General features: G+C 72.1%; 21 protein-coding genes and 2 tRNA genes. 13 read left to right on the forward strand and 10 right to left on the reverse strand.

Features of this window, described 5'->3' with window-relative positions:
- Positions 1 to 3: 3 nt before the first annotated feature.
- Both O3X23_RS12160 and O3X23_RS12165 read right to left on the reverse strand, forming a co-directional pair.
- Positions 4 to 531 (reverse strand): NUDIX hydrolase, encoded by a 528-nt coding sequence (locus tag O3X23_RS12160; protein ID WP_269271315.1) that lies wholly within the window; start codon positions 529 to 531, stop codon positions 4 to 6.
- Positions 528 to 1,976 (reverse strand): zinc-dependent metalloprotease, encoded by a 1,449-nt coding sequence (locus O3X23_RS12165; RefSeq protein WP_269271316.1) that lies wholly within the window; start codon positions 1,974 to 1,976, stop codon positions 528 to 530. Before O3X23_RS12165 ends, O3X23_RS12160 begins: the two co-directional genes overlap by 4 nt.
- Before the next feature lie 140 nt (positions 1,977 to 2,116).
- Here O3X23_RS12165 and O3X23_RS12170 point away from each other — a divergent pair, with 140 nt between their 5' ends.
- The 4 genes from O3X23_RS12170 (at position 2,117) to O3X23_RS12185 (ending at position 5,268) form a co-directional block, all read left to right on the forward strand.
- Positions 2,117 to 3,220, forward strand: a complete 1,104-nt coding sequence (locus O3X23_RS12170; protein WP_269271317.1) for an SDR family oxidoreductase — start codon at positions 2,117 to 2,119, stop codon at positions 3,218 to 3,220.
- Positions 3,221 to 3,304: 84 nt separating this feature from the next.
- Complete coding sequence (locus tag O3X23_RS12175; protein WP_269271318.1) at positions 3,305 to 3,763, forward strand: molybdenum cofactor biosynthesis protein MoaE; 459 nt, start codon at positions 3,305 to 3,307, stop codon at positions 3,761 to 3,763.
- Positions 3,764 to 3,956: 193 nt separating this feature from the next.
- On the forward strand, positions 3,957 to 4,115 hold the full coding sequence (locus O3X23_RS12180) for a hypothetical protein (RefSeq protein WP_269271319.1): 159 nt from the start codon (positions 3,957 to 3,959) through the stop codon (positions 4,113 to 4,115).
- Between the two features lie 76 nt (positions 4,116 to 4,191).
- Entirely contained in the window at positions 4,192 to 5,268 is a 1,077-nt protein-coding gene (locus O3X23_RS12185; RefSeq protein WP_269271320.1) for a YlbL family protein, read from the forward strand.
- A gap of 60 nt (positions 5,269 to 5,328) precedes the next feature.
- Here the strand turns inward: O3X23_RS12185 and O3X23_RS12190 are convergent, their stop codons facing one another.
- Positions 5,329 to 5,883, reverse strand: a complete 555-nt coding sequence (locus tag O3X23_RS12190) for a PPA1309 family protein (protein ID WP_203675294.1) — start codon at positions 5,881 to 5,883, stop codon at positions 5,329 to 5,331.
- 131 nt (positions 5,884 to 6,014) lie between these two features.
- Here O3X23_RS12190 and O3X23_RS12195 point away from each other — a divergent pair, with 131 nt between their 5' ends.
- The 5 genes from O3X23_RS12195 (at position 6,015) to O3X23_RS12215 (ending at position 12,766) form a co-directional block, all read left to right on the forward strand.
- Positions 6,015 to 8,876 (forward strand): UPF0182 family membrane protein, encoded by a 2,862-nt coding sequence (locus tag O3X23_RS12195; RefSeq protein WP_269271321.1) that lies wholly within the window; start codon positions 6,015 to 6,017, stop codon positions 8,874 to 8,876.
- Positions 8,877 to 8,917: 41 nt separating this feature from the next.
- Positions 8,918 to 8,991: transfer RNA gene (locus O3X23_RS12200), tRNA-Met, on the forward strand.
- Positions 8,992 to 9,167: 176 nt separating this feature from the next.
- Positions 9,168 to 11,054, forward strand: coding sequence for a tetratricopeptide repeat protein (locus O3X23_RS12205; RefSeq protein WP_269271322.1), 1,887 nt, complete (start codon positions 9,168 to 9,170; stop codon positions 11,052 to 11,054).
- Positions 11,055 to 11,152: 98 nt separating this feature from the next.
- A tRNA-Met gene (locus tag O3X23_RS12210) sits at positions 11,153 to 11,226 on the forward strand.
- Positions 11,227 to 11,404: 178 nt separating this feature from the next.
- Entirely contained in the window at positions 11,405 to 12,766 is a 1,362-nt protein-coding gene (locus O3X23_RS12215) for a hypothetical protein (protein WP_269271323.1), read from the forward strand.
- On the opposite strand, the gene O3X23_RS12220 is transcribed toward O3X23_RS12215, so the two are convergent.
- Positions 12,732 to 13,142, reverse strand: a complete 411-nt coding sequence (locus tag O3X23_RS12220) for a Fur family transcriptional regulator (RefSeq protein WP_269271324.1) — start codon at positions 13,140 to 13,142, stop codon at positions 12,732 to 12,734. The genes O3X23_RS12215 and O3X23_RS12220 overlap by 35 nt on opposite strands.
- Before the next feature lie 139 nt (positions 13,143 to 13,281).
- Between O3X23_RS12220 and O3X23_RS12225 the strand changes: the two genes are divergently transcribed.
- The gene (locus tag O3X23_RS12225; RefSeq protein ID WP_269271325.1) at positions 13,282 to 14,742 is read left to right on the forward strand and encodes a catalase; all 1,461 of its coding nucleotides are present in this window, start codon (positions 13,282 to 13,284) and stop codon (positions 14,740 to 14,742) included.
- A 90-nt stretch (positions 14,743 to 14,832) separates the two neighbouring features.
- Here the strand turns inward: O3X23_RS12225 and O3X23_RS12230 are convergent, their stop codons facing one another.
- Together O3X23_RS12230 and hisN are read right to left on the reverse strand one after the other, a co-directional pair.
- Positions 14,833 to 15,243, reverse strand: coding sequence for a CBS domain-containing protein (locus O3X23_RS12230; RefSeq protein WP_269271326.1), 411 nt, complete (start codon positions 15,241 to 15,243; stop codon positions 14,833 to 14,835).
- 99 nt (positions 15,244 to 15,342) lie between these two features.
- Positions 15,343 to 16,143 (reverse strand): histidinol-phosphatase, encoded by an 801-nt coding sequence (gene hisN, locus O3X23_RS12235; protein WP_269271327.1) that lies wholly within the window; start codon positions 16,141 to 16,143, stop codon positions 15,343 to 15,345.
- Between the two features lie 133 nt (positions 16,144 to 16,276).
- On the opposite strand from hisN, the gene O3X23_RS12240 reads away from it, so the two are divergent.
- Positions 16,277 to 16,936 (forward strand): TetR family transcriptional regulator, encoded by a 660-nt coding sequence (locus O3X23_RS12240; RefSeq protein WP_269271328.1) that lies wholly within the window; start codon positions 16,277 to 16,279, stop codon positions 16,934 to 16,936.
- Between the two features lie 21 nt (positions 16,937 to 16,957).
- On the opposite strand, the gene O3X23_RS12245 is transcribed toward O3X23_RS12240, so the two are convergent.
- From O3X23_RS12245 to O3X23_RS12260, 4 genes are all read right to left on the reverse strand, one after another.
- Complete coding sequence (locus O3X23_RS12245) at positions 16,958 to 17,281, reverse strand: DMT family transporter (RefSeq protein WP_138351078.1); 324 nt, start codon at positions 17,279 to 17,281, stop codon at positions 16,958 to 16,960.
- A gap of 153 nt (positions 17,282 to 17,434) precedes the next feature.
- Positions 17,435 to 18,436 carry a ribosome small subunit-dependent GTPase A gene (gene rsgA / locus O3X23_RS12250; protein ID WP_269271329.1) on the reverse strand — a complete coding sequence of 334 codons (1,002 nt, stop codon included), beginning with the start codon at positions 18,434 to 18,436 and terminating at the stop codon, positions 17,435 to 17,437.
- Between the two features lie 7 nt (positions 18,437 to 18,443).
- Entirely contained in the window at positions 18,444 to 19,784 is a 1,341-nt protein-coding gene (gene aroA / locus O3X23_RS12255) for a 3-phosphoshikimate 1-carboxyvinyltransferase (RefSeq protein WP_269271330.1), read from the reverse strand.
- Between the two features lie 316 nt (positions 19,785 to 20,100).
- Positions 20,101 to 20,814 (reverse strand): M50 family metallopeptidase, encoded by a 714-nt coding sequence (locus tag O3X23_RS12260; protein WP_269271331.1) that lies wholly within the window; start codon positions 20,812 to 20,814, stop codon positions 20,101 to 20,103.
- A gap of 54 nt (positions 20,815 to 20,868) precedes the next feature.
- On the opposite strand from O3X23_RS12260, the gene O3X23_RS12265 reads away from it, so the two are divergent.
- Entirely contained in the window at positions 20,869 to 21,684 is an 816-nt protein-coding gene (locus O3X23_RS12265) for an SOS response-associated peptidase (RefSeq protein ID WP_269271332.1), read from the forward strand.
- A gap of 14 nt (positions 21,685 to 21,698) precedes the next feature.
- A complete protein-coding gene (locus tag O3X23_RS12270) occupies positions 21,699 to 22,355 on the forward strand; it encodes an alpha/beta hydrolase family protein (protein WP_269271333.1) in 657 nt (218 codons plus the stop codon).
- The last annotated feature ends 205 nt before the right edge of the window (positions 22,356 to 22,560 follow it).

Here is a 22,560-nt window from a genome sequence, read left to right on the forward strand (position 1 = left end):
GCCTCAGAGCAGCGCGCGGGTACGGGCCAGCAGCGTCCCCACCGAACCGTCGGCGACCGAGCCGACCTCGTCGTACCCGTACCAGCGCAGGTCCAGCGACTCCTCGCTGATCGCTTCGACCGCGCCGGCCGGCGCGATCGCCGCGTACTGCACATCCAGGTGCCAGGCGCAGGGCGTCGGATGCCGGTCCAGGTTCACCGGCTCAGGACGCAGCAGCGTCAGCCCGGCGATGCCGGACTCCTCGGTGGCCTCACGCAGCGCGGCGGCCGCCAGCGTGGCGTCCTCCGGCTCGCAGTGGCCGCCCATCTGCAGCCACATCCGCAGCTTCTTGTGCAGGGTCAGCAGCACCCGCCCGGTTTCCGGGTCCACCACCAGCGCGCTGGCGGTGATGTGCCCCGGCTGCGACGCCTTCCACATGCCGTCGGGAGCGCTGTCGAGGTGGTCGAGGTACTCCAGCCGCAGCTTCTCCTGGCCGGGGTCGGGCGCGTCCCACTCCTTCAGGACGCGCACCGCGTCCGCGTGCAGACTCACTTGCCTTCGTCGTCCTTCGTCTCGTCCGTCGTGTCTGTCGTGTCTGTGGTGTTCGTCTTGCCCGTATCGCCCTTGGACAGGCGCTTCTCGGCGGCCTCGCCGAGCATCTTGTCGAGCTCGGAGAAGTCGGCGGTCTCGCGGTGCACGAAGCCGTCCGGGTCGTCCAGGTCCTCCGCGGTGGGCAGCATGTCGGGGTGCTCCCACAGGCCGTCCCGGCCGTCGACACCGCGGGCGTCGGTGAGCGAGGCCCACAGCCGGGAGGCGTCGCGCAGCCGGCGCGGGCGCAGCTCCAGGCCGATGAGCGTCGCGAACGTCTGCTCGGCGGGGCCACCGGTCGCCCGGCGGCGGCGCAGCGTCTCGCGCAGCGCGGCGGCGGACGGCAGGTGCGGGGCCGCGGCGGCGTGCACGACCGCGTCCACCCAGCCCTCGACGAGCGCGAGCGCCGTCTCCAGCCGGGCCAGCGCCACCTTCTGCTCGGGGGTGTCCTCGGGCTGGAACATGCCCTGCGCCAGCGCTTCCTGCATGGCCTCGGGGTTCGACGGGTCGAGCTGGCCGACCGCGTCCTCCAGCTTGGTCGTGTCGACCTTGATGCCCCGCGCGTAGCCCTCGACCGCGCCGAACAGGTGCCCCCGCAGCCACGGCACGTGGGCGAAGAGCCGCTGGTGGGCGGCCTCGCGCAGCGCCAGGTACAGCCGCACCTCCTCCTGCGGGACGCCCAGGCCCTCGCCGAAGGCCGCGACGTTCGCGGGGAGCAGCGCGGCCTTGCCGGCCGGGCCGAGCGGGAGGCTCACGTCGGTGGAGCCGACGACTTCGCCCGCCAGGGTGCCCAGCGCCTGGCCGATCTGGCTGCCGAACATCGCCCCGCCCATGGAGCGCATCATTCCGAGCAGGGGCCCGGACATGGCCTGCATCTCCTCGGGCAGCACGTCGCCCATGGCGGCGCCGACCCGCTCCGCGACCGGGTCCACCAGCTCCTTCCACGCCGGCAGGGTCGCCTCGACCCACTCGGCGCGGCTCCATGCCACGGCGCTGCCCGAGCCGGAGGGCAGCGACGTAGCCCCGTCCAGCCACAGGTCGGCGAGCCGGACGGCCTCGGAGACCCAGGAACGCTCGGCCGGGCCGACGCTGGCGTCCTTGACGCCGTCCGCGGTGCCCTGCGCGACGGTCTGGCGCGCGATGTCCTTGGCCATGTCCCAGTTCACCGGGCCGCCCTCGTACGAGAGCATCTGGCCGAGCTGCTGGAAGGCGGCACCGAGGTCATTGGGGTTCAGGGAGCCGAACATCGCGGCGAAGGGGTTGTCCCCGCCGGCGCCGCCGAACGGATTCACGCCACCGAAGCCGAAGGGGTTGTCGGCACCCTGTCCGCCGGGGCCCTGCTTCTTGCCCTCGTCCCCGTCCTCGGGCTCCTCGGGAGGGACGCCGAATCCGAATGGGTGGTCGCTCACGGGTTTCCTCGGCTCTGTGTTGGGGGCTGTGTCTGGGGCGGTGTGTTGTGGGCTGTACCTCCAGCCTAGACACCAGTCAGGCAGGATGGCTGCGTACCAAGTGCGCACCTCGTACCAGAAACAACCGTGGGAGACACCCGGTGAGTTCCCCAGAAGCACACGTTCGCCCAGAGCGGAGCCCGTCCAAGGCCCCCACGGGCCCTGTGGTGGCGATCACCGGTGCGGCGTCCGGCCTCGGCCATCTGCTCGCGCTGCGGCTCGTCGACTCCGACGAAGTCAAGAAGGTCGTCGCGATCGACGAACGCCGCGGGGACGTGCCGGGAGCGACCTGGCGGGTCCTCGACGTGCGCGACCCCGCCATCGCGGAGAAACTGCGCGGCGTCGACGTCGTCGTCCACCTGGGACTCGACCTCGATCTGGAGTCCGACCCCAAGGCGCGTACCGCCTTCAACGTGCGCGGCACCCAGACGGTGCTCACCGCGGCGGCCGCCGCGGGGGTGCGCCGTGCGGTGCTGTGCACCTCGGCGATGGTCTACGGCGCCCAGGCCGACAACGACGTGCCGCTCGCGGAGGACGCCCCGCTGCGGGCCACCGCCGAGGCCAGCTTCGTCGACGACCTGCTGGAGATCGAGCGGCTGGGCCGCCGCGCCCCGCGCGCCCACCCCGGGCTGAACGTGACGATCCTGCGCCCCGCCGTCCTCGTCGGCGGCACGGACACCGCGCTGACCAGGTACTTCGAGTCGCCACGGCTCCTCGTGGTGGCGGGCAGCCGGCCCTGCTGGCAGTTCTGCCACGTCGAGGACCTGGTGTCGGCGCTGGAGTACGCGGTCCTGGAGAAGGTCGACGGGGAGATGGCGGTCGGCTGCGACGGCTGGCTGGAGCAGGAGGAGGTCGAGGAGCTGTCGGGCATCCGCCGGATGGAGCTGCCGCCGGCCATCGCCTTCGGCGCCGCCTCGCGCCTGCACCGCCTCGGCCTCACCCCGTCCCCGGCCGGTGACCTGGCGTACACGATGCACCCGTGGGTGGTCAGCGGCAGCCGGCTGCACGAGGCGGGCTGGCGGCCCCAGTGGACCAACGAGGAGGTGCTGGCCCAGCTCCTGGAGGAGGTCGCGGGCCGCAACTCCGTCGCCGGCCGCCGGCTCGGCCGCAAGGACGCCACCACCCTGGGCGCGGCCGGCGCGACGGTCGCCCTGGTGGGCACGGCGGCCCTGGTGCGCAGGGCGCGGAAGCGGCGCGGAATCTAGGGGGGAGGACGCCGGGCGGTGCCGGAACCGCCGGTCGGGCGACCGGCGGAATCGAACTTCCGCATCGCGGGCGGATAAGGCAGCATGAGCCGCATGGCACCGACGCACGCTGACGCGCAGAACCCGATCCGGCTCCTGGAGATCCGCGACACCCCCCTCTCCGTGGACGAGGTCTTCGCGGCCGTCGGCCACGAGGCCGCGGGCGGCACGGCGCTGTTCGTGGGGACCGTACGGGACCACGACGGCGGTTCCGGCGCGGAGGTGACGGGCCTCGGCTACTCCTCGCACCCCACCGCGGAAGCGGAGATGCGGCGGATCGCGGAGAAGGTCGCGGCGGATTTCCCGGTGCGGGCACTGGCGGCCCTACACCGTGTGGGTGACCTCCGGGTGGGCGATCTGGCGGTGGTCGTGGCAGTCTCGTGCCCGCACCGCGGCGAGGCGTTCGCGGCCTGCCGCCAGCTGATCGACGAGCTCAAGGCCGAGGTCCCGATCTGGAAGCACCAGACCTTCGCGGATGGCCAAGAGGAGTGGGTCGGCGCGTAGCGCTGTCCGGCAGGGGTGGTGGCCGGGCGACGGGAGGGCGGGTCGGCGCGTAGCGCCGTGTGCGCTGGGCCGTTCGGCCCAGCGCCGGATGCCCTCCGGTTGCGTAACTCCCGACCCGCCCCGACCGTTGTCCTACTGGGTGGTTAATCTGCTCATAGGTCCATAATCGGCGTTCGCGGGTCGGGAGTACTTCATGGCAGCGCTGGCTTGGTTGCTCATTCCGCTTGTCGCCGTGCTCGTTGCCACGGTCTGGGGCAGTTGGGCGGCGCGCACCCGTGTCACCGGGGACGGATCCTCGCTCGCGGACTACGAGCGGTTCCGCGAGGCGATGCAGAAGTCCCATTCCGGATAGTCGGGCCGCCGACGTCCCGGCCCCCGCGGACCGGCCCAGCGGGCCGTTTGTCGGACCGGTCCCGTACATTCGTGGAATGCCACGCCGCACCGCGACGCTGATCGCCGCGACCCTGACGCTGATAGCGCTGCTGTGCGCCGCCCTGCTGACACCGGCTCCGTACGCCGAGATGTCGCCCGGGCCGACCGTCAACACCCTGGGTGACCACGGGGGTGAACCGGTCCTGCAGATTTCCGGGCACGCGACCTATCCGACGTCGGGTCATCTCAACATGACCACCGTGCGGGTGACGGGCGCGGACTACCGGATGAACCTGGTGGAGGCCGTGGTCGGCTGGATCGGCCATGACGAGAAGGTCGTCGAGCACGACACCCTCTACCCGCAGGGCCAGACCGCCGAGCAGGCCGATCAGCAGAACGCCGAGGAGTTCACCCAGTCCCAGGACAGTGCCAAGGTCTCGGCGCTCAAGAAGCTGAACATCCCGGTCTCCTCCCGGATCATCGTCGGCGCGGTCGTCAAGGACAGTGCCTCCGAGGGCAAGCTGCACGCCGGCGACGTGATCAAGGCGGTGGACGGCACCGAGGTGAAGAAGCCCGGGGACGTCGCCGAGCTCGTCACCAAGCACCAGCCGGGGCAGAACGTCGTCTTCACCGTCATCCCGGAGGCGGCGGCCAAGAAGAAGGACGGCGAGACGCAGGAGGTCGCCGTCACCACCCGGAAGTCGACCGACGAGGGCAAGGCGCGCGCGGTCGTCGGCATCCAGGCGGGCGTCGAGCACCTCTTCCCCTTCACCATCGACATCAAGCTCGCCGACGTCGGCGGCCCGAGCGCGGGTCTGATGTTCGCCCTCGGCATCGTCGACAAGCTCACCCCGGGCGACATGACCGGCGGGAAGTTCGTGGCCGGCACCGGCACGATCGACGACAGCGGCAAGGTGGGCCCCATCGGCGGCATCGGGCTCAAGACGATCGGGGCGCGCGGCCAGGGCGCGCAGTACTTCCTCACCCCGGCCGACAACTGCGCCGAGGCCGCCAAGGACGTCCCCTCCGGCCTCACCCTCGTCAAGGTGGGCACGATGGACGAGGCCGTGACGGCCCTGGAGAACATCAAGGCGGGCCGGACGGCCGCCCTGCCGAGCTGCTCGAAGGACTGATCGGCGGCGGGCGGACCCTCGCGGGACCCGCCCGCCGCGCCGGCGCTCAGCCGTCGGTGCTCAGCTCTCGAAGGTGGCGGCCAGCGCCTCGGCCAGGCCGGGCACGAGGTCGGAGCCGGTCAGGACCTCGGTGGCGGTGTCCTTGGACCGCAGCCTGATGGCGGATTCGCGGGCCCCGTTGCGCAGTACGGCGACCGTCATCCGCACCTCCTGGCGCTCGGGGTGCTCGGCGACCCACTTCGCGAGCTTGGCGTCGTTCAGCCCCTCCGGGATCGCCGCCTCCGCGGACGGCGGGAGCATCAGCCGCTCCACCGTCATGGCGCAGCCGGCGATCACATCCGGCCAGGCGATCGTGGCGAGAAACTCGTCCAGGGCCTTGCCTTCGGGCAGTTCGTCCTGCTCGACGGGGGTCAGCGCCCCGGCGTTCTTCTCCGCGAGCCCCAGCTGGTCGGCCAGGCCCGGTTCCTGTGTGCGCAGGCGTGCGGTGTCGACCAGGGCGAACAGCCGCGCGGGCCGGTCCCAGCCGAGACCGGACGCATATTCGTCGATCTCCAGTACGGCACGGGTCAGCGGGCTCGCCGCGAGAGGTGCTCCATCGGTCGCAATGTTGGACATGGTCAATATCCTGCCTGTTCCCAGGCCAAAATCGGGAACCGAGTAAAGCGTGAATAAGTTGCACCAGTGGGGGTCCGACCCGGGACACCCATAGACACCGACACTTCGAGGTGCGCACCTTGGTATTCCAGATGCCGGATCGCGGCGGAGGTCCGACCGGGCCCCGGATCAGACTCGGCCGTCCGTCCCGGCGCACGCGGACGCTCCTGATGACGCTGGGCGCGCTGATCGTGCTCGCCATCGCGTTCGTCATGTTCGCGGGCTTCTGGACGGACTGGCTCTGGTACCGCTCGGTCCACTACTCATCCGTCTTCACCACCACCCTGTGGACGAAGATCGGCCTGTTCTTCACCTTCGGCCTGCTGATGGCGGCCGCCGTGGGTGTCAACATCTTCCTGGCCCACCGGCTCCGGCCGCCGCTCAGCGCGATGTCGCTGGAGCAGCAGAGCCTCGACCGGTACCGCATGGGCATCGCGCCGTACAAGAAGTGGGTGCTGCTCGCGGTCTGCGCGATGGTCGGCCTCATCGCCGGCGGCTCGGCGTCCGGCCAGTGGCGCACGTGGCTGCTGTACACGAACGCCACGCAGTTCGGCACGAAGGATCCGCAGTTCCACAAGGACGTGGCGTTCTACGCCTTCGACCTGCCCTGGTACCGCTTCCTGCTGAGCTTCGGCTTCGCGGCCGTGGTGCTCGGCCTGGTGGCGGCCGCGCTCGTGCACTACCTGTACGGCGGCTTGCGGATCACCTCGCCCGGCGGCCGCGCCACGGCGGCGGCCACCGGACACCTGTCGGTGCTGCTGGGCATCTTCGTTTCGCTCAAGGCCGTCGCGTACTGGCTGGACCGGTACGGCCTGGCGGTGAAGTCGAGCGACTTCAAGGCCACCAGCAGCTGGACCGGCCTGCGCTACGTGGACGCGAACGCGTACCTGCCGGCGAAGAACATCCTCTTCGCCATCGCGATCATCTGCGCGCTGCTGTTCTTCGCGACGCTGTGGCGGCGCACCTGGTCGCTGCCGATGATCGGCTTCGGCCTGATGGTGCTCTCCGCGATCCTGATCGGCGGGCTGTACCCGGCGATCGTGCAGAAGTTCCAGGTGCAGCCGAACGAGGCCGCCAAGGAAGCGCCGTACATCCAGAAGAACATCGATGCCACGCGCGAGGCGTACGGGATCGAGGACAGCAAGGTGACCCCGTACCCGGGGGCGCCCACGACTCCGAACAAGGACATCCTGCGGGCCGACGCCAACACCACGGCGAGCGTGCGCCTGCTGGACCCGAACGTGGTCTCGCCGACCTTCCAGCAGCTGCAGCAGACCCGCGGCTACTACGCCTTCCCGTCCACGCTCGACGTCGACCGGTACACGACCGACAAGAAGGAGCAGGACACGGTCGTCGGCCTGCGCGAGCTGAACGTCGACGGCATCCCCGAGAACAACTGGATCAACGACCACTTCAAGTACACCCACGGCTACGGCATGGTCGCGGCCAAGGGGACGAACGCGCTGGCGGACGGCTCGCCGGACTTCACCGAGAAGGACCTGCCGGCCACCGGGAGCCTCCCCGAGTACCAGCAGCGGATCTACTACGGCGAGCAGACCAAGCAGTACTCGATCGTCGGCGGGCCGACGAAGGAGATCGACTACACCGACGGCAGCGGTGAGAAGGCGTTCACCTACACCGGCAAGAGCGGGGTCGGGCTCGACAACCCGCTCACCCGCGCCGCGTACGCGGTGAGCTTCGGCGAGCCGCAGATCCTGTACTCGGGGGCGATCGGCAAGGGCTCCAAGGTGCTCTACAACCGGACGCCCAAGGAGCGGGTCGAGGCCGTCGCGCCGTGGCTCACCATCGACGGCGACCCGTACCCGTCGGTCGTCGACGGCCGTGTGCAGTGGATCGTGGACGCGTACACGACCACGAACGGCTATCCGTACGCCTCCCGCACCACGCTGGGGGACACCACGGCCGACTCGCTGACCGACGGCCAGCGCACGGTGCTCGCACAGCAGAACCAGGTCAACTACATCCGCAACTCGGTCAAGGCGACCGTGGACGCGTACACCGGTGACGTCTCCCTGTACCAGTGGGACGCGAAGGACCCGGTGCTGAAGACCTGGATGAAGGCGTTCCCCGGCACGGTCAAGGCCAAGAGCGCGATCAGCCCGGACCTGATGGCGCACCTGCGGTACCCGCAGGACCTGTTCAAGGTGCAGCGACAGCTGCTGACCCGCTACCACGTGACCCTCGCGTCGACGTTCTACAGCGGCAGTGAGGTGTGGCAGGTCCCGGACGACCCGGCGGCGAAGACCGGCAAGGCGGTTCCGCCGTACTACCTGAGCCTGAAGATGCCGGACCAGAGCGCGCAGTCGTTCTCGCTGACGACCACGTTCACCCCCAACGGGCGTGACAACCTCAGCGCGTTCATGGCGGTCGACGCCGATGCGACGAGCAAGGACTACGGCTCGATCCGCATGCTCCAGCTGCCACCGAACACCACGGTGGACGGGCCCAAACAGGTGCAGAGCAAGCTGAACTCCGACAACAAGGTCGCGCCACAGATCAACCTGCTCAAACGCGGGGGCGACTCGACGGTCGAGTACGGCAACCTGCTCACGGTCCCGTTGAACGGCGGCCTGTTGTACGTGGAGCCGGTCTACGTCAGGGGCGCGGGCACCAACTACCCGCTGCTCAGGAAGGTTCTGGTGACCTATGGGAACCAGATCGGCTTCCAGGACACCCTCGAGGCGGCGTTGAACGAGGTGTTCAGCAGCCAGGGGAGCACCACCCAGCCGCCACCGAGTACCGGGCAGCCCACGCAGCCGACGACCGATCCGACGGTCGCCGCGGCGCTGGCGGAGGCGCAGAAGGCGCTCGACGCGAGCCAGGCGGCGATGAAGGCCGGCGACTGGGCCAAGTACGGCGAGGCGCAGAAGCAGCTCGCCACGGCACTCCAGAAGGCAGTGGAAGCGGAGCAGAAGACGGCAAAGAAGGGCTGATCAGACACACCTCGCGTCGTGGTACTGTTGCGACACAACGGCGCGGGGTGGAGCAGCTCGGTAGCTCGCTGGGCTCATAACCCAGAGGTCGCAGGTTCAAATCCTGTCCCCGCTACTGCAGAAGAGGCTCGGAGTCAACAGACTCCGGGCCTCTTCACTTATTTGGGGGACGCGCGAGGCTGTGCGTTTGGTAAGGCGTCAAGTCGGGAAGTCGACAAAACGCTGAAGTGACCAATTGGGTTGCGGTATACCAGGTGTACGGCGGTAACGGGTGGTGCAACGATGGACCTTATGGGGGATGGTGCAAGGCTGCTGAATACTCGTCAGATCCATGATCACGGGTCGACGGGTGATACGTCGACGTCCGCTTCCAGGCTCGTGCCCGCTGTATCCGGTCTCCTGCCGGCCCCGCGCGCCGAGTCCCTTCCCGTTGCCAGGACCGACGCCCGTACCGAACTGTCCGATCTGCCCGAGGCCTCGGAGGCCGCCGAACTCGCCGACGAGGAGGGCCTCGCCGTCCGCGAGGAGGCCGAGATCGAGGTGCGGCACCGCCGCGCCGCCGACCACGGCGACCCCGCCGCCATGAGCGCGCTGGGCACCCTGCTGCTGCGCCGCGGCGACCTGGACGGTGCCGAGCCGTACCTGCGCGCCGCGACCGCGAACGGCGACCGCGCCGCCGCCAACAACCTCGCCCTGCTGCTGCACCAGCGCGGTTACCCGGAGGAGGCGGCCAACTGGTGGCGGATCGCCGCCGTCGCGGGTTCCGCGCCCGCCGCGCACGCCCTGGGCCGCCACTACCGCGAGCGCGGCGACGAGCCCGGTGCCGAGTACTGGCTGCGCCAGGCCGCGGAGTCGGGCCACACGCTGGGCGCGTACGCCCTGGCCGACCTGCTGGACCACCGGCGTGACGTCGGCGCCGAGCGCTGGTTCCGGGTCGCCGCCGAGCACGGCCACCGCGAGGCCTCGTACCGCATCGCACGGATCTGCGCCGAGCGCGGCGAGGAGCGCGAGGCCGAGCAGTGGTACCGGCAGGCCGCCGCGCGCCGGCACCGCCGCGCCGCGCTGCGCCTCGGCACGCTCCTGGAGGAGCGCGGCGAGACCAAGGAAGCGGGCCACTGGTACCTGACCGCGGCCCGTGACGGCGAGGCGCGCGCCGCCTGCGCGCTCGCCTTCCTGCTGCGCGACGCCGGCGACGTGGACTCCGCCGCCACATGGTGGCGCCGCGCCGCCCAGGCGGGCGACGGCAACGCCGCCAACGCGCTCGGGGCGCTGCACGCCGAGGAGGGCGAGACGCAGACCGCCGAGCGCTGGTACCGCAGCGCGCTGGCCGCGGGCGACATCAACGGGGCGTTCAACCTCGGCCTGCTCTGCGCCGGCCAGGGCCGCACCGCGCAGGCCGAGCAGTGGTACCGCAAGGCCGCGTACGCCGGACACCGCGAGGCCTCCAACGCGCTCGCCGTACTGCTGCTGCAGCGCGGTGACGCGGCGGGCGCCGAGCCGTGGTTCTCCAAGGCGGCCGAGGCCGGCAGCGTCGACGCCGCCTTCAACCTCGGGATCCTGCACACCAACCGGGGCGACGAGGCCGCCGCCCGCCGCTGGTACGAGCGCGCCGCCGCGGCCGGCCACACCGAGGCCGCGCTGCAGGTCGCCATCGTGCTGCTGCGCGAGGGCGACCACCACGGCGCCGAGCGCCACCTGCGGTGCGCCGCGGGCGGCGGCAGCCCCGAGGCGGCCTTCCGGCTCGGCGCGCTGCTGGACCGCGCGGACACCGACGAGGCCGAGGAGGAGGCCGAGGAGTGGTACGGCCGCGCCGCCCGGCAGGGACACCGACGCGCCCAGGTGCGGCTCGGCATGTGCGCCGCCAAGCGCGGTGACGTGGTGGACGCGGCGCACTGGTACCGCGAGGCCGCCGAGGCGGGCAGCCGCAACGGCGCGTTCAACCTCGGGCTGCTGCTGGCCCGCGAGGGCAGCGAGCCCGAGGCCGCCCTGTGGTGGACCCGCGCCGCCGACGCCGGCCACGGCCGCGCCGCGCTGCGGATGGCGCTGCTGGCCGCCCGGCACGGCGAGCTGGCCGAGGCCCAGGGCTGGTGCGCGCGCGCCATCGAGTGCGGCCCGGCCGAGGTCGCCGAGCGCGCCGCGCGGCTCACCGACGCCGTGAAGCACGAGCTCACGGCGTAGGGCGTCGGCTCCGGCCCCGGCGCCCTCGTGCCGCCCCTGTCCGGCCGGAACTGATTTGCACTGCTCAGCGCGGCTGGTCTACAGTGAGGACACAACGGCGCGGGGTGGAGCAGCTCGGTAGCTCGCTGGGCTCATAACCCAGAGGTCGCAGGTTCAAATCCTGTCCCCGCTACTTCAGTACGGAGGCCCGGTTCCTGAGAAATCAGGGACCGGGCCTTCGTCGTTCTCCCCTGGGCGCGCGGCCCCGGAGTAGTGCCTCGGACATCGTTCGGGCAAAAGCGCGCAAACAGCCTTGGAAGCCGTCCCCGCCGGCGCGATCCTGGTCCTCTACGCGGTGCGAGGAGGCGGGGTTGCTGCGCGGACGGTGGGGGCGGACCGTGCTGCGCCGGCGTGACGGGCCGGCACCGGCCGCGATGCTGCACGCGGAGCGCTGGGGCGGGCTGTGCGGGGCTGCCGCGACCGGGCGCCCGGAGGCCGTGGAAGCACTGCTGGACGCCCTGCGGGCCACGGTCGCCACCGGCCTGCCGCCCGACCGCGCTGCGGCCCTCGACGCGCTCCTGCGGTCGCCTCCCGAGCTGCTGCCCCACCTGGACCGCGGTGCGCGGACCGGGGCCGGTACGACGCCGCTGCCGCGTCCGGGCGGCGCCGACCCGCTGCGCCTGCTGCTCGCCTCGCTGGACCGCGACGGCCACGTGCGGCAGGCCGCGGTGGAGGCGCTGGCCGGGGTCGGCGGGCCGCTGGCCGCCGCGGCGCTCGCCCTGCGCACGGTCGACTGGGTGCCCGCCGTACGGGAGCGCGCCGTGGCGGCGCTGCCCGCGCGGACCGCGCCCGACGAAGCCGCGGCCGTCCTGCGGCTGTTGCTGCGGCTGGCCGGCAGGTGCCGGGCGGGCGGCCTGGCCGGGTACCGCGCGGTGCTCGCGGAGCCGGGGCACCGGCGCGCGGTACGGGCGCTGGCCGCCGACGGCGACCTGCGGACCCGCCGCTTCGGCATGGAACTGGCTTTGGAACTGGGGGAGTACGTACGCGGCGACCTGTTGAGGACCGCGCTGCACGACCGGGACCAGGCGTGCCGGCGGCTGTGCGCGGAACGGCTGCTGGAGATCGATCCGGAGCAGGCGGGCCAGCTGATCGCGGCGCACAGCGCGGTGGTGCGGGAGCTGGCGGTGGCCGCGCTGCCCTCCGATGTGCCGGCCGCGCGCCTGGTGGCCGTGCTCGCCGATCCGGCCCGGATGGTGCGGGCACAGGCGCGGTGGCAGCTCTACCGGCGCGGTGATCCGCCGGCCCGGGTCTACCGCCGGCAGCTCGCCCGCTGCGCGCCCGGCGTTCCGGCGGGGCTGGTGGCCGGGCTGCTGACCGGCCTGGGGGAGTGCGGGGACGGGACGGACGTTCCGGCGCTGCTGCGCTTCACCGAGCCGGGGCCGCCCGCCCGGCCGCCGCGGGTGCGGCGCTGCGCCGTGCGGGCGCTGGGGCGGCTCGCGCCCGCGGAGGATCTGGTGCGGTTGCTCGCGCCGCTGGCGCCCGACCCGGACGCGGGGGTGGCCAGGGAGGTGTTCGACGCGCTGGCGCGGGTGGCGGCGCAGGTGCCCGCCGAAACGGTCCGGGCGGGGCTGACCCGTACCGAGCCCGCGGTGCGCAGGGCGGCCGAGCGGCTCGCGCCGGACGGGGGCGCCGCGTCCGTCAGGAGCAGTCGGGGCACAGACCGCGGAAGGTGACCTCGACCGCGGCGACGGTGAAGCCGTAGCGCTCGGTCGCCGGAAGGCTCGCGAGCGGGTCGCCGGAGGGGTGCACGTCGCGGATCGTGCCACAGCGCGAGCAGATCAGGTGCTGGTGCGGCCGGTGCGCGTTCGGGTCGTACCGCTTGGCGCGGCCGTCCGTCGCGACCTCGATGACCTCGCCGAGGGTCACCATCTCGCCGAGCGTGTTGTAGACGGTCGCCCGGGAGATCTCCGGCAGCCGGGAGGCGGCGCGGGCGTGCACCTCGTCGGCGGTCAGGTGGACGTGCTCGCCGTCGAGGACCTCGGCCACCACCCGCCGCTGGGCGGTGAGCCGCCAGCCGCGTTCGCGCAGTCGTCCCAGTAGGTCACTCATGCGGGCCAGCTTAACAGTGCTCGGTCCGGAGTCCGAATGAGTCTGGTGATGGTTCTCTTCTTGACTTAGACTCTGTCTATCGTAGGATCGAATCCGGCGACAGCCGAGGACAGGTCGATCAGGATCCAGGGAGACGTACGTGACGGTTCAGGAAACGGGCCCGCTGACCACCGAGGCCGGCGCGCCGGTGGCGGACAACCAGAACAGCCAGACGGCGGGACCGGGCGGCCCGGGGCTGATCCAGGACCAGTCGCTGCTGGAGAAGCTCGCGCACTTCAACCGGGAGCGCATACCGGAGCGCATCGTGCACGCCCGCGGCGCCGGCGCCTACGGCACCTTCACGCTGACCCGCGACGTCTCGCAGTGGACCCGGGCGAAGTTCCTCTCCGAGGTCGGCAAGCGGACCGAGACCTTCCTGCGGTTCTCCACCGTGGCGGGCAACCTGGGATCCGCGGACGCGGTGCGCGACCCGCGCGGCTTCGCGCTGAAGTTCTACACCGAGGACGGCAACTACGACCTCGTCGGGAACAACACCCCGGTGTTCTTCATCAAGGACGCCATCAAGTTCCCCGACTTCATCCACACCCAGAAGCGCGACCCGTACACCGGCTCCCAGGAGGCGGACAACGTATGGGACTTCTGGGGTCTGAGCCCCGAGTCGACGCACCAGGTGACCTGGCTCTTCGGTGACCGCGGCATCCCGGCGACGCTGCGCCACATGAACGGCTACGGCTCGCACACCTACCAGTGGAACAACGCCGCGGGCGAGGTCTTCTGGGTGAAGTACCACTTCAAGACCGACCAGGGCATCAAGAACCTGACGACGGCCGACGCCAACCAGCTCTCCGGCATGGACCCCGACTCGCACCAGCGCGACCTGCGCGAGTCGATCGAGCGCGGCGACTTCCCGTCCTGGACGGTGCAGGTCCAGATCATGCCGGCGGCCGACGCGGCGAACTACCGCTTCAACCCGTTCGACCTCACCAAGGTGTGGCCGCACGCGGACTACCCGCCGATCGAGATCGGCAGGCTGGAGCTCAACCGCAACCCGGAGAACATCTTCGCCGAGGTCGAGCAGTCGATCTTCTCCCCGGCACACTTCGTGCCCGGCATCGGCCCGTCCCCCGACAAGATGCTCCAGGGCCGGCTCTTCGCGTACGGCGACGCCCACCGCTACCGCGTCGGGATCAACGCCGACCACCTGCCGGTGAACCGCCCGCACGCCACCGTGGCGCGGACGAACAGCCGTGACGGCCACCTGTACGACGGCCGCCACAAGGGCACCAAGAACTACGAGCCGAACAGCTTCGGCGGCCCGCGCCAGACCGACGAGCCGCTCTGGCAGCCGATCCCGGTCACCGGTACCGACGGCGCCCACGAGGCGCCCTCGCACGCCGAGGACAACGACTTCGTGCAGGCCGGCAACCTCTACCGCTCGCTGTCCGAGGACGAGAAGGAGCGCCTGGTCGACAACCTGGCGCAGTTCATCTCCAAGGTGTCGCGCGACGACATCGCCGACCGCGCGGTGAACAACTTCCGCCAGGCGGACCCCGACTACGGCAAGCGGCTGGAAGCCGCGGTCCAGGCCCTCCGCGGCTGACCGGACGCTTGCCGTAACGACCCGGGGGTTCCCCCCGGGTCATGGACCGAAGAGGCCGGACGCCACGGGGCTCCGGCCTCTTCGCCGTCCTCAGCCGGCCAGCACGCCCTGGGCTCCGGCGCCGGCGCGGGCCGGGGCCCAGCAGCGGATGATGTCGCGGACCGACACGATCCCGACCGGTTCGCGGCCGTCGAGCACGATCAGATGCCGGAAGCCGCCGTGCACCATCGCGGACGCGGCGTCCTCCAGGGTCCACTCGGGCGTCGCGAAGACGACGTCGGTGGTGGTGTGGTCGTGGGCGGTCTCGACGTCCGGGTCCAGTCCGGTGCCGACGGCGTTGAGGATGTCGCGCTCGGTGAGGATGCCGAGTCCCCAGGTGTCGGAGTCGAGGACGACGGCCGCGCCGATCCGTCGGGCGGCCATCAGGCGGGCGGCCTGGCGCAGTGTGTGGGCGGGTCCGATGGTCAGGACGACGGTGCTCATGGCGTCTCGGACGAGCATGGGCTACCCCTAGAGAATGCGTTCACAAGTTCACAAGCTCGGGCATTCTCATGTTCACATGCTCCGCTCCGCGCAGCAAGGGGGCGCGGAGCGGTTCGTTCAGCCCGTGCGCCCGAGGTACCCCAGCAACTCCTCGTGGAGGAGCCCGTTCGACGCCGCCGCGTTCCCGCCGAACGGGCCGGGCACGCCGTCCAGGCTGGTGTACCGCCCGCCGGCCTCCTGGACGATCACGGCGGGCGCCGCCATGTCCCACAGGCTCAGCTCCGGCTCGGCGCAGATGTCGACCGAGCCCTCGGCGACCATCATGTACGGCCAGAAATCGCCGTAGCCACGGGTGCGCCAGCAGTTCCTGGACAGGTGCAGGAAGCCGTCGAGGCGGCCCTGCTCCTCCCAGCCGCTCAGCGAGGAGTACGCGAAGGACGCGTCGTCCAGCTTGTTGATCTTCGACACCTGCAGTCGCGTGGCGGCCGACAGGCTGCGCCCCGTGTACGCGCCCCGGCCCTTGGAGGCCCACCAGCGCCGCCCGAGCGCCGGTGCGGAGACCACGCCCACGACACCCTCGTCACCGTTCTCGCCGCTCACCACCAGCGAGATGAGAGTCGCCCAGACGGGGACCCCGCGCACGTAGTTCTTGGTGCCGTCGATCGGGTCGACGATCCACCGGCGCGGCCCGTTGCCGTGGCTGCCGTACTCCTCGCCGAGCACCGCGTCCCGGGGCCGGGCGCGGCCCAACTGACTCCGGATCAGCTCCTCCGCCGCTTTGTCCGCCTCGCTGACCGGCGTCATGTCGGGCTTGGTCTCCACCTTGAGGTCCAGAGCCTTGAAGCGCTCCATGGTGGTGGCGTCGGCGGCATCCGCGAGGATGTGGGCGAGGCGCAGGTCGTCGTTGAAGTCGGGCATAACGCGAACAGTAGCGATCGCAACCGGCCGAGGTCACGCGGACCGTGCGCGGAGCCTTGACAGGGGTCTGCGGCGCGTCAATTCTTTGCCCACGGCCGCTGTCGGGGCATATGCGGGGCCTTGGAGGCAATCGATGCCTACTGCGCGGGAATCATTACTGGACGCGGCTCTGGCCGCACTGGGCGCCCGGCCCTGGGCGGCGGTGCGGATGGTCGACGTGGCCGTGTCGGCCGGGGTGTCCCGGCAGACCCTCTACAACGAGTTCAGCAGCAAGGAAGGCCTCGCCCGCGCGCTCGCGCGCCGCGAGGCCGACGTGTTCCTGGCGGGGGTCGAGAACGCCCTGGCGGAAGCGGAACGGCACGGCGCGGACGCCGGCGACTGCTTCGCCGCCGCGACGGCCTGGACGCTGCACAGCGCGCGCCGCAGCCCGCTGGTCCGTGCCACGCTGACGGGCTGCCGCAGCGACCGGCTCCCCGCCGCGGTGGTCGCCGGGATCCCGGTGCAGCGCTCGCCGCATTCGGGGCGAACCGCTTCTGCGCACACCCCGGGGGCGCGCACCCCGGCGGCCGCGGCCCCGCCCTCGCCGACCGAACTCGTCACGGAGATCCGCGACCGGGCCGTCGGCGCCCTCGAACACGGTTACCCGAAACTGGACCTGGCCGACATCGGCTGGGCGTGCGAGGTCGCGGTCCGGCTCACGCTCGCCCACGTCGTGGCCCCTTCGGCCTCCGACGAGGACGCCTGCCGGCAGGTCGCACGGCTGGTCCGCGGGCTGCTGGCGCGCGGCTGGTGAGCCGTGGCCTCCGGCCCGGCGTCAATGCGAGGAGCCGGACAGCTGGAGGCCCACAACTCCCGCCAGCACCAGGCAGATCGAGACGATCTTGAGCGTCGAGACGATGTCGCCGAGGAAGACCATGCCGTAGATGGCGGTGCCCGAGGCGCCGATTCCCGTCCACACCGCGTACGCGGGACCGACGTCGAGCTTCTTCAGGGAGAGCGTGAGCAGGCCGAAGCTCCCGAGGGCGAAGACCGCGAAGGCGATCGTCGGCCACAGGCGGGTGAACCCGTGGGAGAGCTTGAGACAGACCGCGAAGCCGGTCTCCAGGATGCCTGCGACCACCACGAGCAGCCATGCCATTCGGGGTGCCTCCCGTTCCGTCGCCGTGCCCGCCGTCCGAGGAGCCGCCGTCGGACTGATGGATCATCACACAGCATGCCCAGAAATGGCGGCATCGCTCCTCGGATGAACGGGCAAACGGGCGAACGGACGGACGGACGAGCGGGCGGGGGATCAGTCGCCCTCGCGGCGTTCGCGGGTCGCGAGCAGCCGGCGCAGCGAGTCGAGCCGGGCCGGATCGGCGTGCCCGGCGGCGACCCACGCGTCCAGCGCGCACTCGGGTTCGTCGTGGCTGCAGCCGCGCGGGCACTCCTCGGTCCCGGCCACCAGCTCGGGGAAGGCCAGGATGACGCGTGACGGGTCGATGTGGTGCAGACCGAAGGAGCGCACGCCCGGGGTGTCCACGACCCAGCCGTCGTCGCCGGGCAGCGGGAGCGCCAGCGCCGACGTGGTGGTGTGCCGGCCGCGGCCGGTGACCGCGTTGACGATGCCGGTGGCGCGCTGCCGCTCGACGAGCGCGTTCACCAACGTCGTCTTGCCGACACCGCTGTGCCCGACGAACGCGGTGATCCGGCCCTTGAGGCGCTCACGGACCGCGTCCACCCCGCCGGTCAGGAAGTTGTCCCGGTTGGTGACCACGTAGGAGACGCCCAGCGTGGCGTAGGTCTCCAGCAGCTTGTCCGGCGAGGCCAGATCGGACTTGGTCAGCACGAGCAGCGGCTCCAGGCCCGCGTCATACGCCGCGACCAGACAGCGGTCGATCATGCGGGGGCGCGGCTCGGGGTCGGCCAGCGCGGTGACGATCGCGAGCTGGTCGGCGTTGGCGACGACCACGCGCTCGTACGGATCGTCGTCGTCGGCGGTGCGCCGCAGCACGGACTTGCGCGACTCGACCCGCACGATCCGCGCCAGGGTGTCCTTGCCGCCGGACAGGTCGCCGACGACCGCGACCCGGTCGCCCACCACGGCGCTCTTGCGGCCCAGTTCACGGGCCTTCATCGCGACGATGGTCCGGTCGCCGATCAGTACGTGCAGCCGGCCGCGGTCCACGGTGAGGACCATGCCCTCGGCCGCGTCCTCGTGCTTGGGCCGGATGTTGGTGCGGGGACGGTTGCCCTTGGTGTTCGGGCGGACCCGGATGTCGTCCTCGTCGGGGTTCTTGCCGTAGCGGCGCATGGCGCGGTCAGCCCCGCCCCGCCGTGACGGAGGAGGCCCCGAGCATCTCGGCCCACAGCTCCGGGAACTCCGGGAGGGTCTTGGCGGTGGTGGCGACGTTCTCCACCTGGACGCCGGGGACGGCCAGGCCGAGCACGGCCGCCGCCGTCGCCAGCCGGTGGTCCTCGTAGGTGTGGAAGACCCCACCGTGCAGCGTCCGGGGCCGGATCCGCAGGCCGTCCTCGGTCTCGGTGACGTCGCCGCCCAGGCCGTTGATCTCCGTGACGAGCGCCGCGAGGCGGTCCGTCTCGTGCAGCCGCAGGTGCGCGACCCCGGAGAGCACGGACTCCGACTCGGCGAGCGCGGCGACCGCCGCGATGACCGGCGTCAGCTCGCCGACCTCGTGCAGGTCCGCGGTGATCCCCAGGACCCGGCCGGTGCCGGTGAACGTCAGGCCCAGCTCGGTCAGCTCACAGGTACCGCCCATGCGGGTGAAGATCTCCCGCAGCGCCTCGCCCGGCTGGGTGGTCCGCTCCGGCCAGTCCGGCACGGTGACCCGGCCGCTGGTGACCAGCGCCGCCGCGAGGAACGGCGCCGCGTTCGACAGGTCCGGCTCCACCGTCAGGTCCCGGCCGAGCAGCGCGCTCGGCGCGACCCGCCACACGTCCGGCTCGCCGCCGTCCTGCGGGGAGTCCACCTTCCCGCCCGCGAGCCGCAGCATGTCGATCGTCATGCGGATGTGGGGGAGGGAGGGGAGGGTGCGGCCGGTGTGCCGCAGCTCGAGGCCCTGGTTGAAGCGCGGCCCGGACAGCAGCAGCGCGCTCACGAACTGCGAGGACGAGGACGCGTCGACCTCCACCGTCCCGCCGGACAGCGAGCCGGCGCCCTGCACGGTCAGCGGCATCGCGCCGCGTCCCTCGTCGTCGATCCGGGCCCCCAGCGTGCGCAGGGCGTCGATGACGCCCTGCAGCGGCCGCTCGTACGCCCGCGGGTCGCCCTCGAAGCGGACCGGGCCGTCGGCCAGCGTCGCGACCGGCGGCAGGAAGCGCATGACGGTGCCGGCGTTGCCGACGTCGACCCGTGCCGGGCCGCGCAGGCCGGCCGGGATGACCCGCCAGACCTCGCCGCTGCCGACGGTGTTCACCTGCTCGTCGATCTGCACGCCCATGGCGCGCAGCGCGTCCGCCATCAGTACGGTGTCGCGGCTGCGCAGCGGGCGCCGGATCCAGCCGGGCTCCGACGCGTGTGCCGCGAGCACCAGCGCGCGGTTGGTGACCGATTTGGATCCGGGCACAGTGACCGTCGCGTCGACGGGGCCGGGGGCGACGGGGGCGGGCCAGAGAGCGGTGTGCGGGGAACTGTCGGTCATGGGAGCCAAGCCTAGGGCCTGTCGTCACATTGGCGGCGTCCGCCCGCAGGGCGGGCCCGGCGGCGTCCGGTGCGTGCGATGGCAAGGCGGAGGGTCGCCCCTGTACTGGACGTACTGGGGCGGGCCCGACAACGCAGCCGGCGTGCGTGCCAGGCGGCGCCGGGCAGGCGCCAATGTGAGGACAGGCCCCGTGGCTGGCGGCGGACCCGCTCCGGGTGCGGAGGCCGGGCCGGCGGCCGCGGGGAGGCGTACCCGCGGAGGCCGGGTCGGCGGCCGCGGGGAGGCGTACCGGAGTCCGATCACGGCCCCGTGGGGCTCACAGGCCGAGCAGCCAGCGCCCCCCGCCGACGAGCGCGCAGACGGCCGTCGCGTAGAAGAGCAGTAGCCACAGCCCCACCGGCGTGTGTGTCAGCCGGCCCAGCTGGTCCGCGTCCGAGGTGTTCGACCGTTCGCGTCTGCGGGTGCGCTGCAGCTCGAAGACCGGGCGCGAGCCGCCGAGCAGCAGGAACCACACCACGAGGTACGCGAAGGCCGCCTGCACCTGCGGCCCGGTCAGCCAGGAGACCAGCAGGAACGCGGCGCCGGTGATCAGTACGGTGAGCGCCCCGTAGGCGTTGCGGATCATGACCAGCATCGCCAGCAGCAGCGCCGTGGCCCCCCACAGCAGTGCCGTGATGTGCCCGGCGGCCAGCAGCGCGGCCCCGGCCAGGCCCAGCAGGGGCGGCGCGGTGTACCCGGCGGCGGCCGTCAGCACCATGCCGAGCCCTGAGGGCTTGCCGCGCGAGACGGTGAGGCCGGAGGTGTCCGAGTGCAGCCGGATGCCCTCCAGGCTGCGTCCGGTCAGCAGCGCGAGCAGGCCGTGGCCGCCCTCGTGCGCGATGGTGATCGCGTTGCGGCTCAGCCGCCATATGCCGTCGGGCAGCACGGCGGCCAGTGCTATCAGCGCCGTACCGCCGACCAGCCAGGCCGACGGATCGGGCTGGGTGCCGACCACGCGGTCCCACAGTTCCGTGAAGCTCTTGATATCCATCGTTCCCCTGCAACGTGCGGCGTGGTGTCGGAGTGCCGTGGCAGTCTGGCACTCATGTGCGGTCGATATGCGGCGAGTCGGCAACCCGAGGACCTGGCGGCTCTCTTCGAGGTCCGGCAGCAGGCTCCCGAGGAGGAGCCGGCGCCGAGCTGGAACGTGGCGCCGACCGCCTCGGTGCACGTCGTGCTGGAGCGACCGGTGAAGGGCGCGCCGAGCCCGGAGCCGGTGCGGCAGCTGCGGCGGCTGCGCTGGGGGCTCGTGCCGTCCTGGGCGAAGACCCCGGACGTCGGGGTGAAGATGATCAACGCGCGGGCCGAGACGGTGCACGAGAAGCCGTCCTTCCGCCGCCCCTTCACCGCCCGCCGCTGCCTCATACCCGCCGACGGCTACTACGAGTGGGTTACCGCGAAGGAGGAGCGGCAGCTGGAGGAGCAGGGGAAGAAGAAACGGGCGCGCAAGCAGCCGTACTTCGTGACCCCCGCCGACGGCTCGGTGATGGCGATGGCCGGCCTCTACGAGTTCTGGCGGGACCGGACGCTGCCCGACGACCATCCGCAGGCCTGGTGGTCCACCTGCACCGTCATCACGACCGAGGCGGAGCGGACCGCGCCCGCCGGATTCACCGGCGAGGGGCCGGCCTCCCTGGCCGACATCCACCCCCGGATGCCGCTGGTGCTCACACCGGACCGGTGGGACGCCTGGCTGGACCCGGCCAGCACCGACCCCGACGCGGTGCGCGCCCTGCTCGTGCCGCCGCCGGCCGGGGCGATGCGGGTGTACCCGGTGGGCACGGAGGTCAGCAACGTCAGGAACAACGGGCCGCGGCTGATCGACGCGCTCGCCGCTCCCGAGGAGGAAACCCTTTTCTGACCGGTACCGGCAGGATGGGGCGGGTGATCGACACCCCGGCGGGCGAGGCCCGCGTGACGTGGCATGACGGCGGGCGCGACGCGCGGGCGGTCCTCGCGCTGGGACACGGCGCCGGGGGTGGGATCGAGGCGCGCGACCTGGTCGCGCTGGCCGCCGCGCTGCCCGCCCTGGGGGTGAGCGTGGCGCTGGTGGAGCAGCCGTGGCGGGTGGCGGGGAAGAAGGTGGCGCCCGCGCCGAAGACGCTGGACGTGGCGTGGCGCGCGCTGTGGCCCGTCCTGGCGGAGCCCGGCCTGCCGGTGATCGCGGGCGGCCGCAGCGCCGGAGCCCGGGTCGCCTGCCGTACGGCCGTGGAGCTGGGGGCGGTCGCCGTGCTGGCGCTGTCGTTCCCGCTGCACCCGCCGGGCAGGCCGGAGAAGTCGCGGGCCGCCGAGCTGCTGGGCGCCGGCGTTCCCACCCTGGTGGTGCAGGGCGGCCGGGATCCTTTCGGGCCGCCGGAGGAGTTCCCCGGCGGGACGGAGATCGTCCCGGTTCCCTACGCGGACCACGGCTTCGCCGTGCCGAAGAAGGCCGACCTCTCCCAGGAGGACGCACTCACCGTGATCACGGACGGTGTCGGGGCCTGGCTCTCCGGACTCGGCCACACGTCTGTTCGCACACGGGCGCGGGGGTGACGGGAATGACGGCCGGGACGCGTGCGTTGTCCGGATCACCGGTACGAAAACACAGAGTGAGGAAGTCAGCCGCATGGTTTCAGCCGCATGCCAGCCACGCGCGAACGCGAAGGCGAAGGCACCTTACCTGGACTGGGCCCAGTGGCCCGCGACAGGCGGCGGGACCGGCACGCCCGGCACGCCGATCTCCAGCGGGATATCCTCC

This window comes from Streptomyces sp. H39-S7, assembly GCF_027158205.1.
Taxonomy (GTDB): Bacteria; Actinomycetota; Actinomycetes; order Streptomycetales; family Streptomycetaceae; genus Actinacidiphila.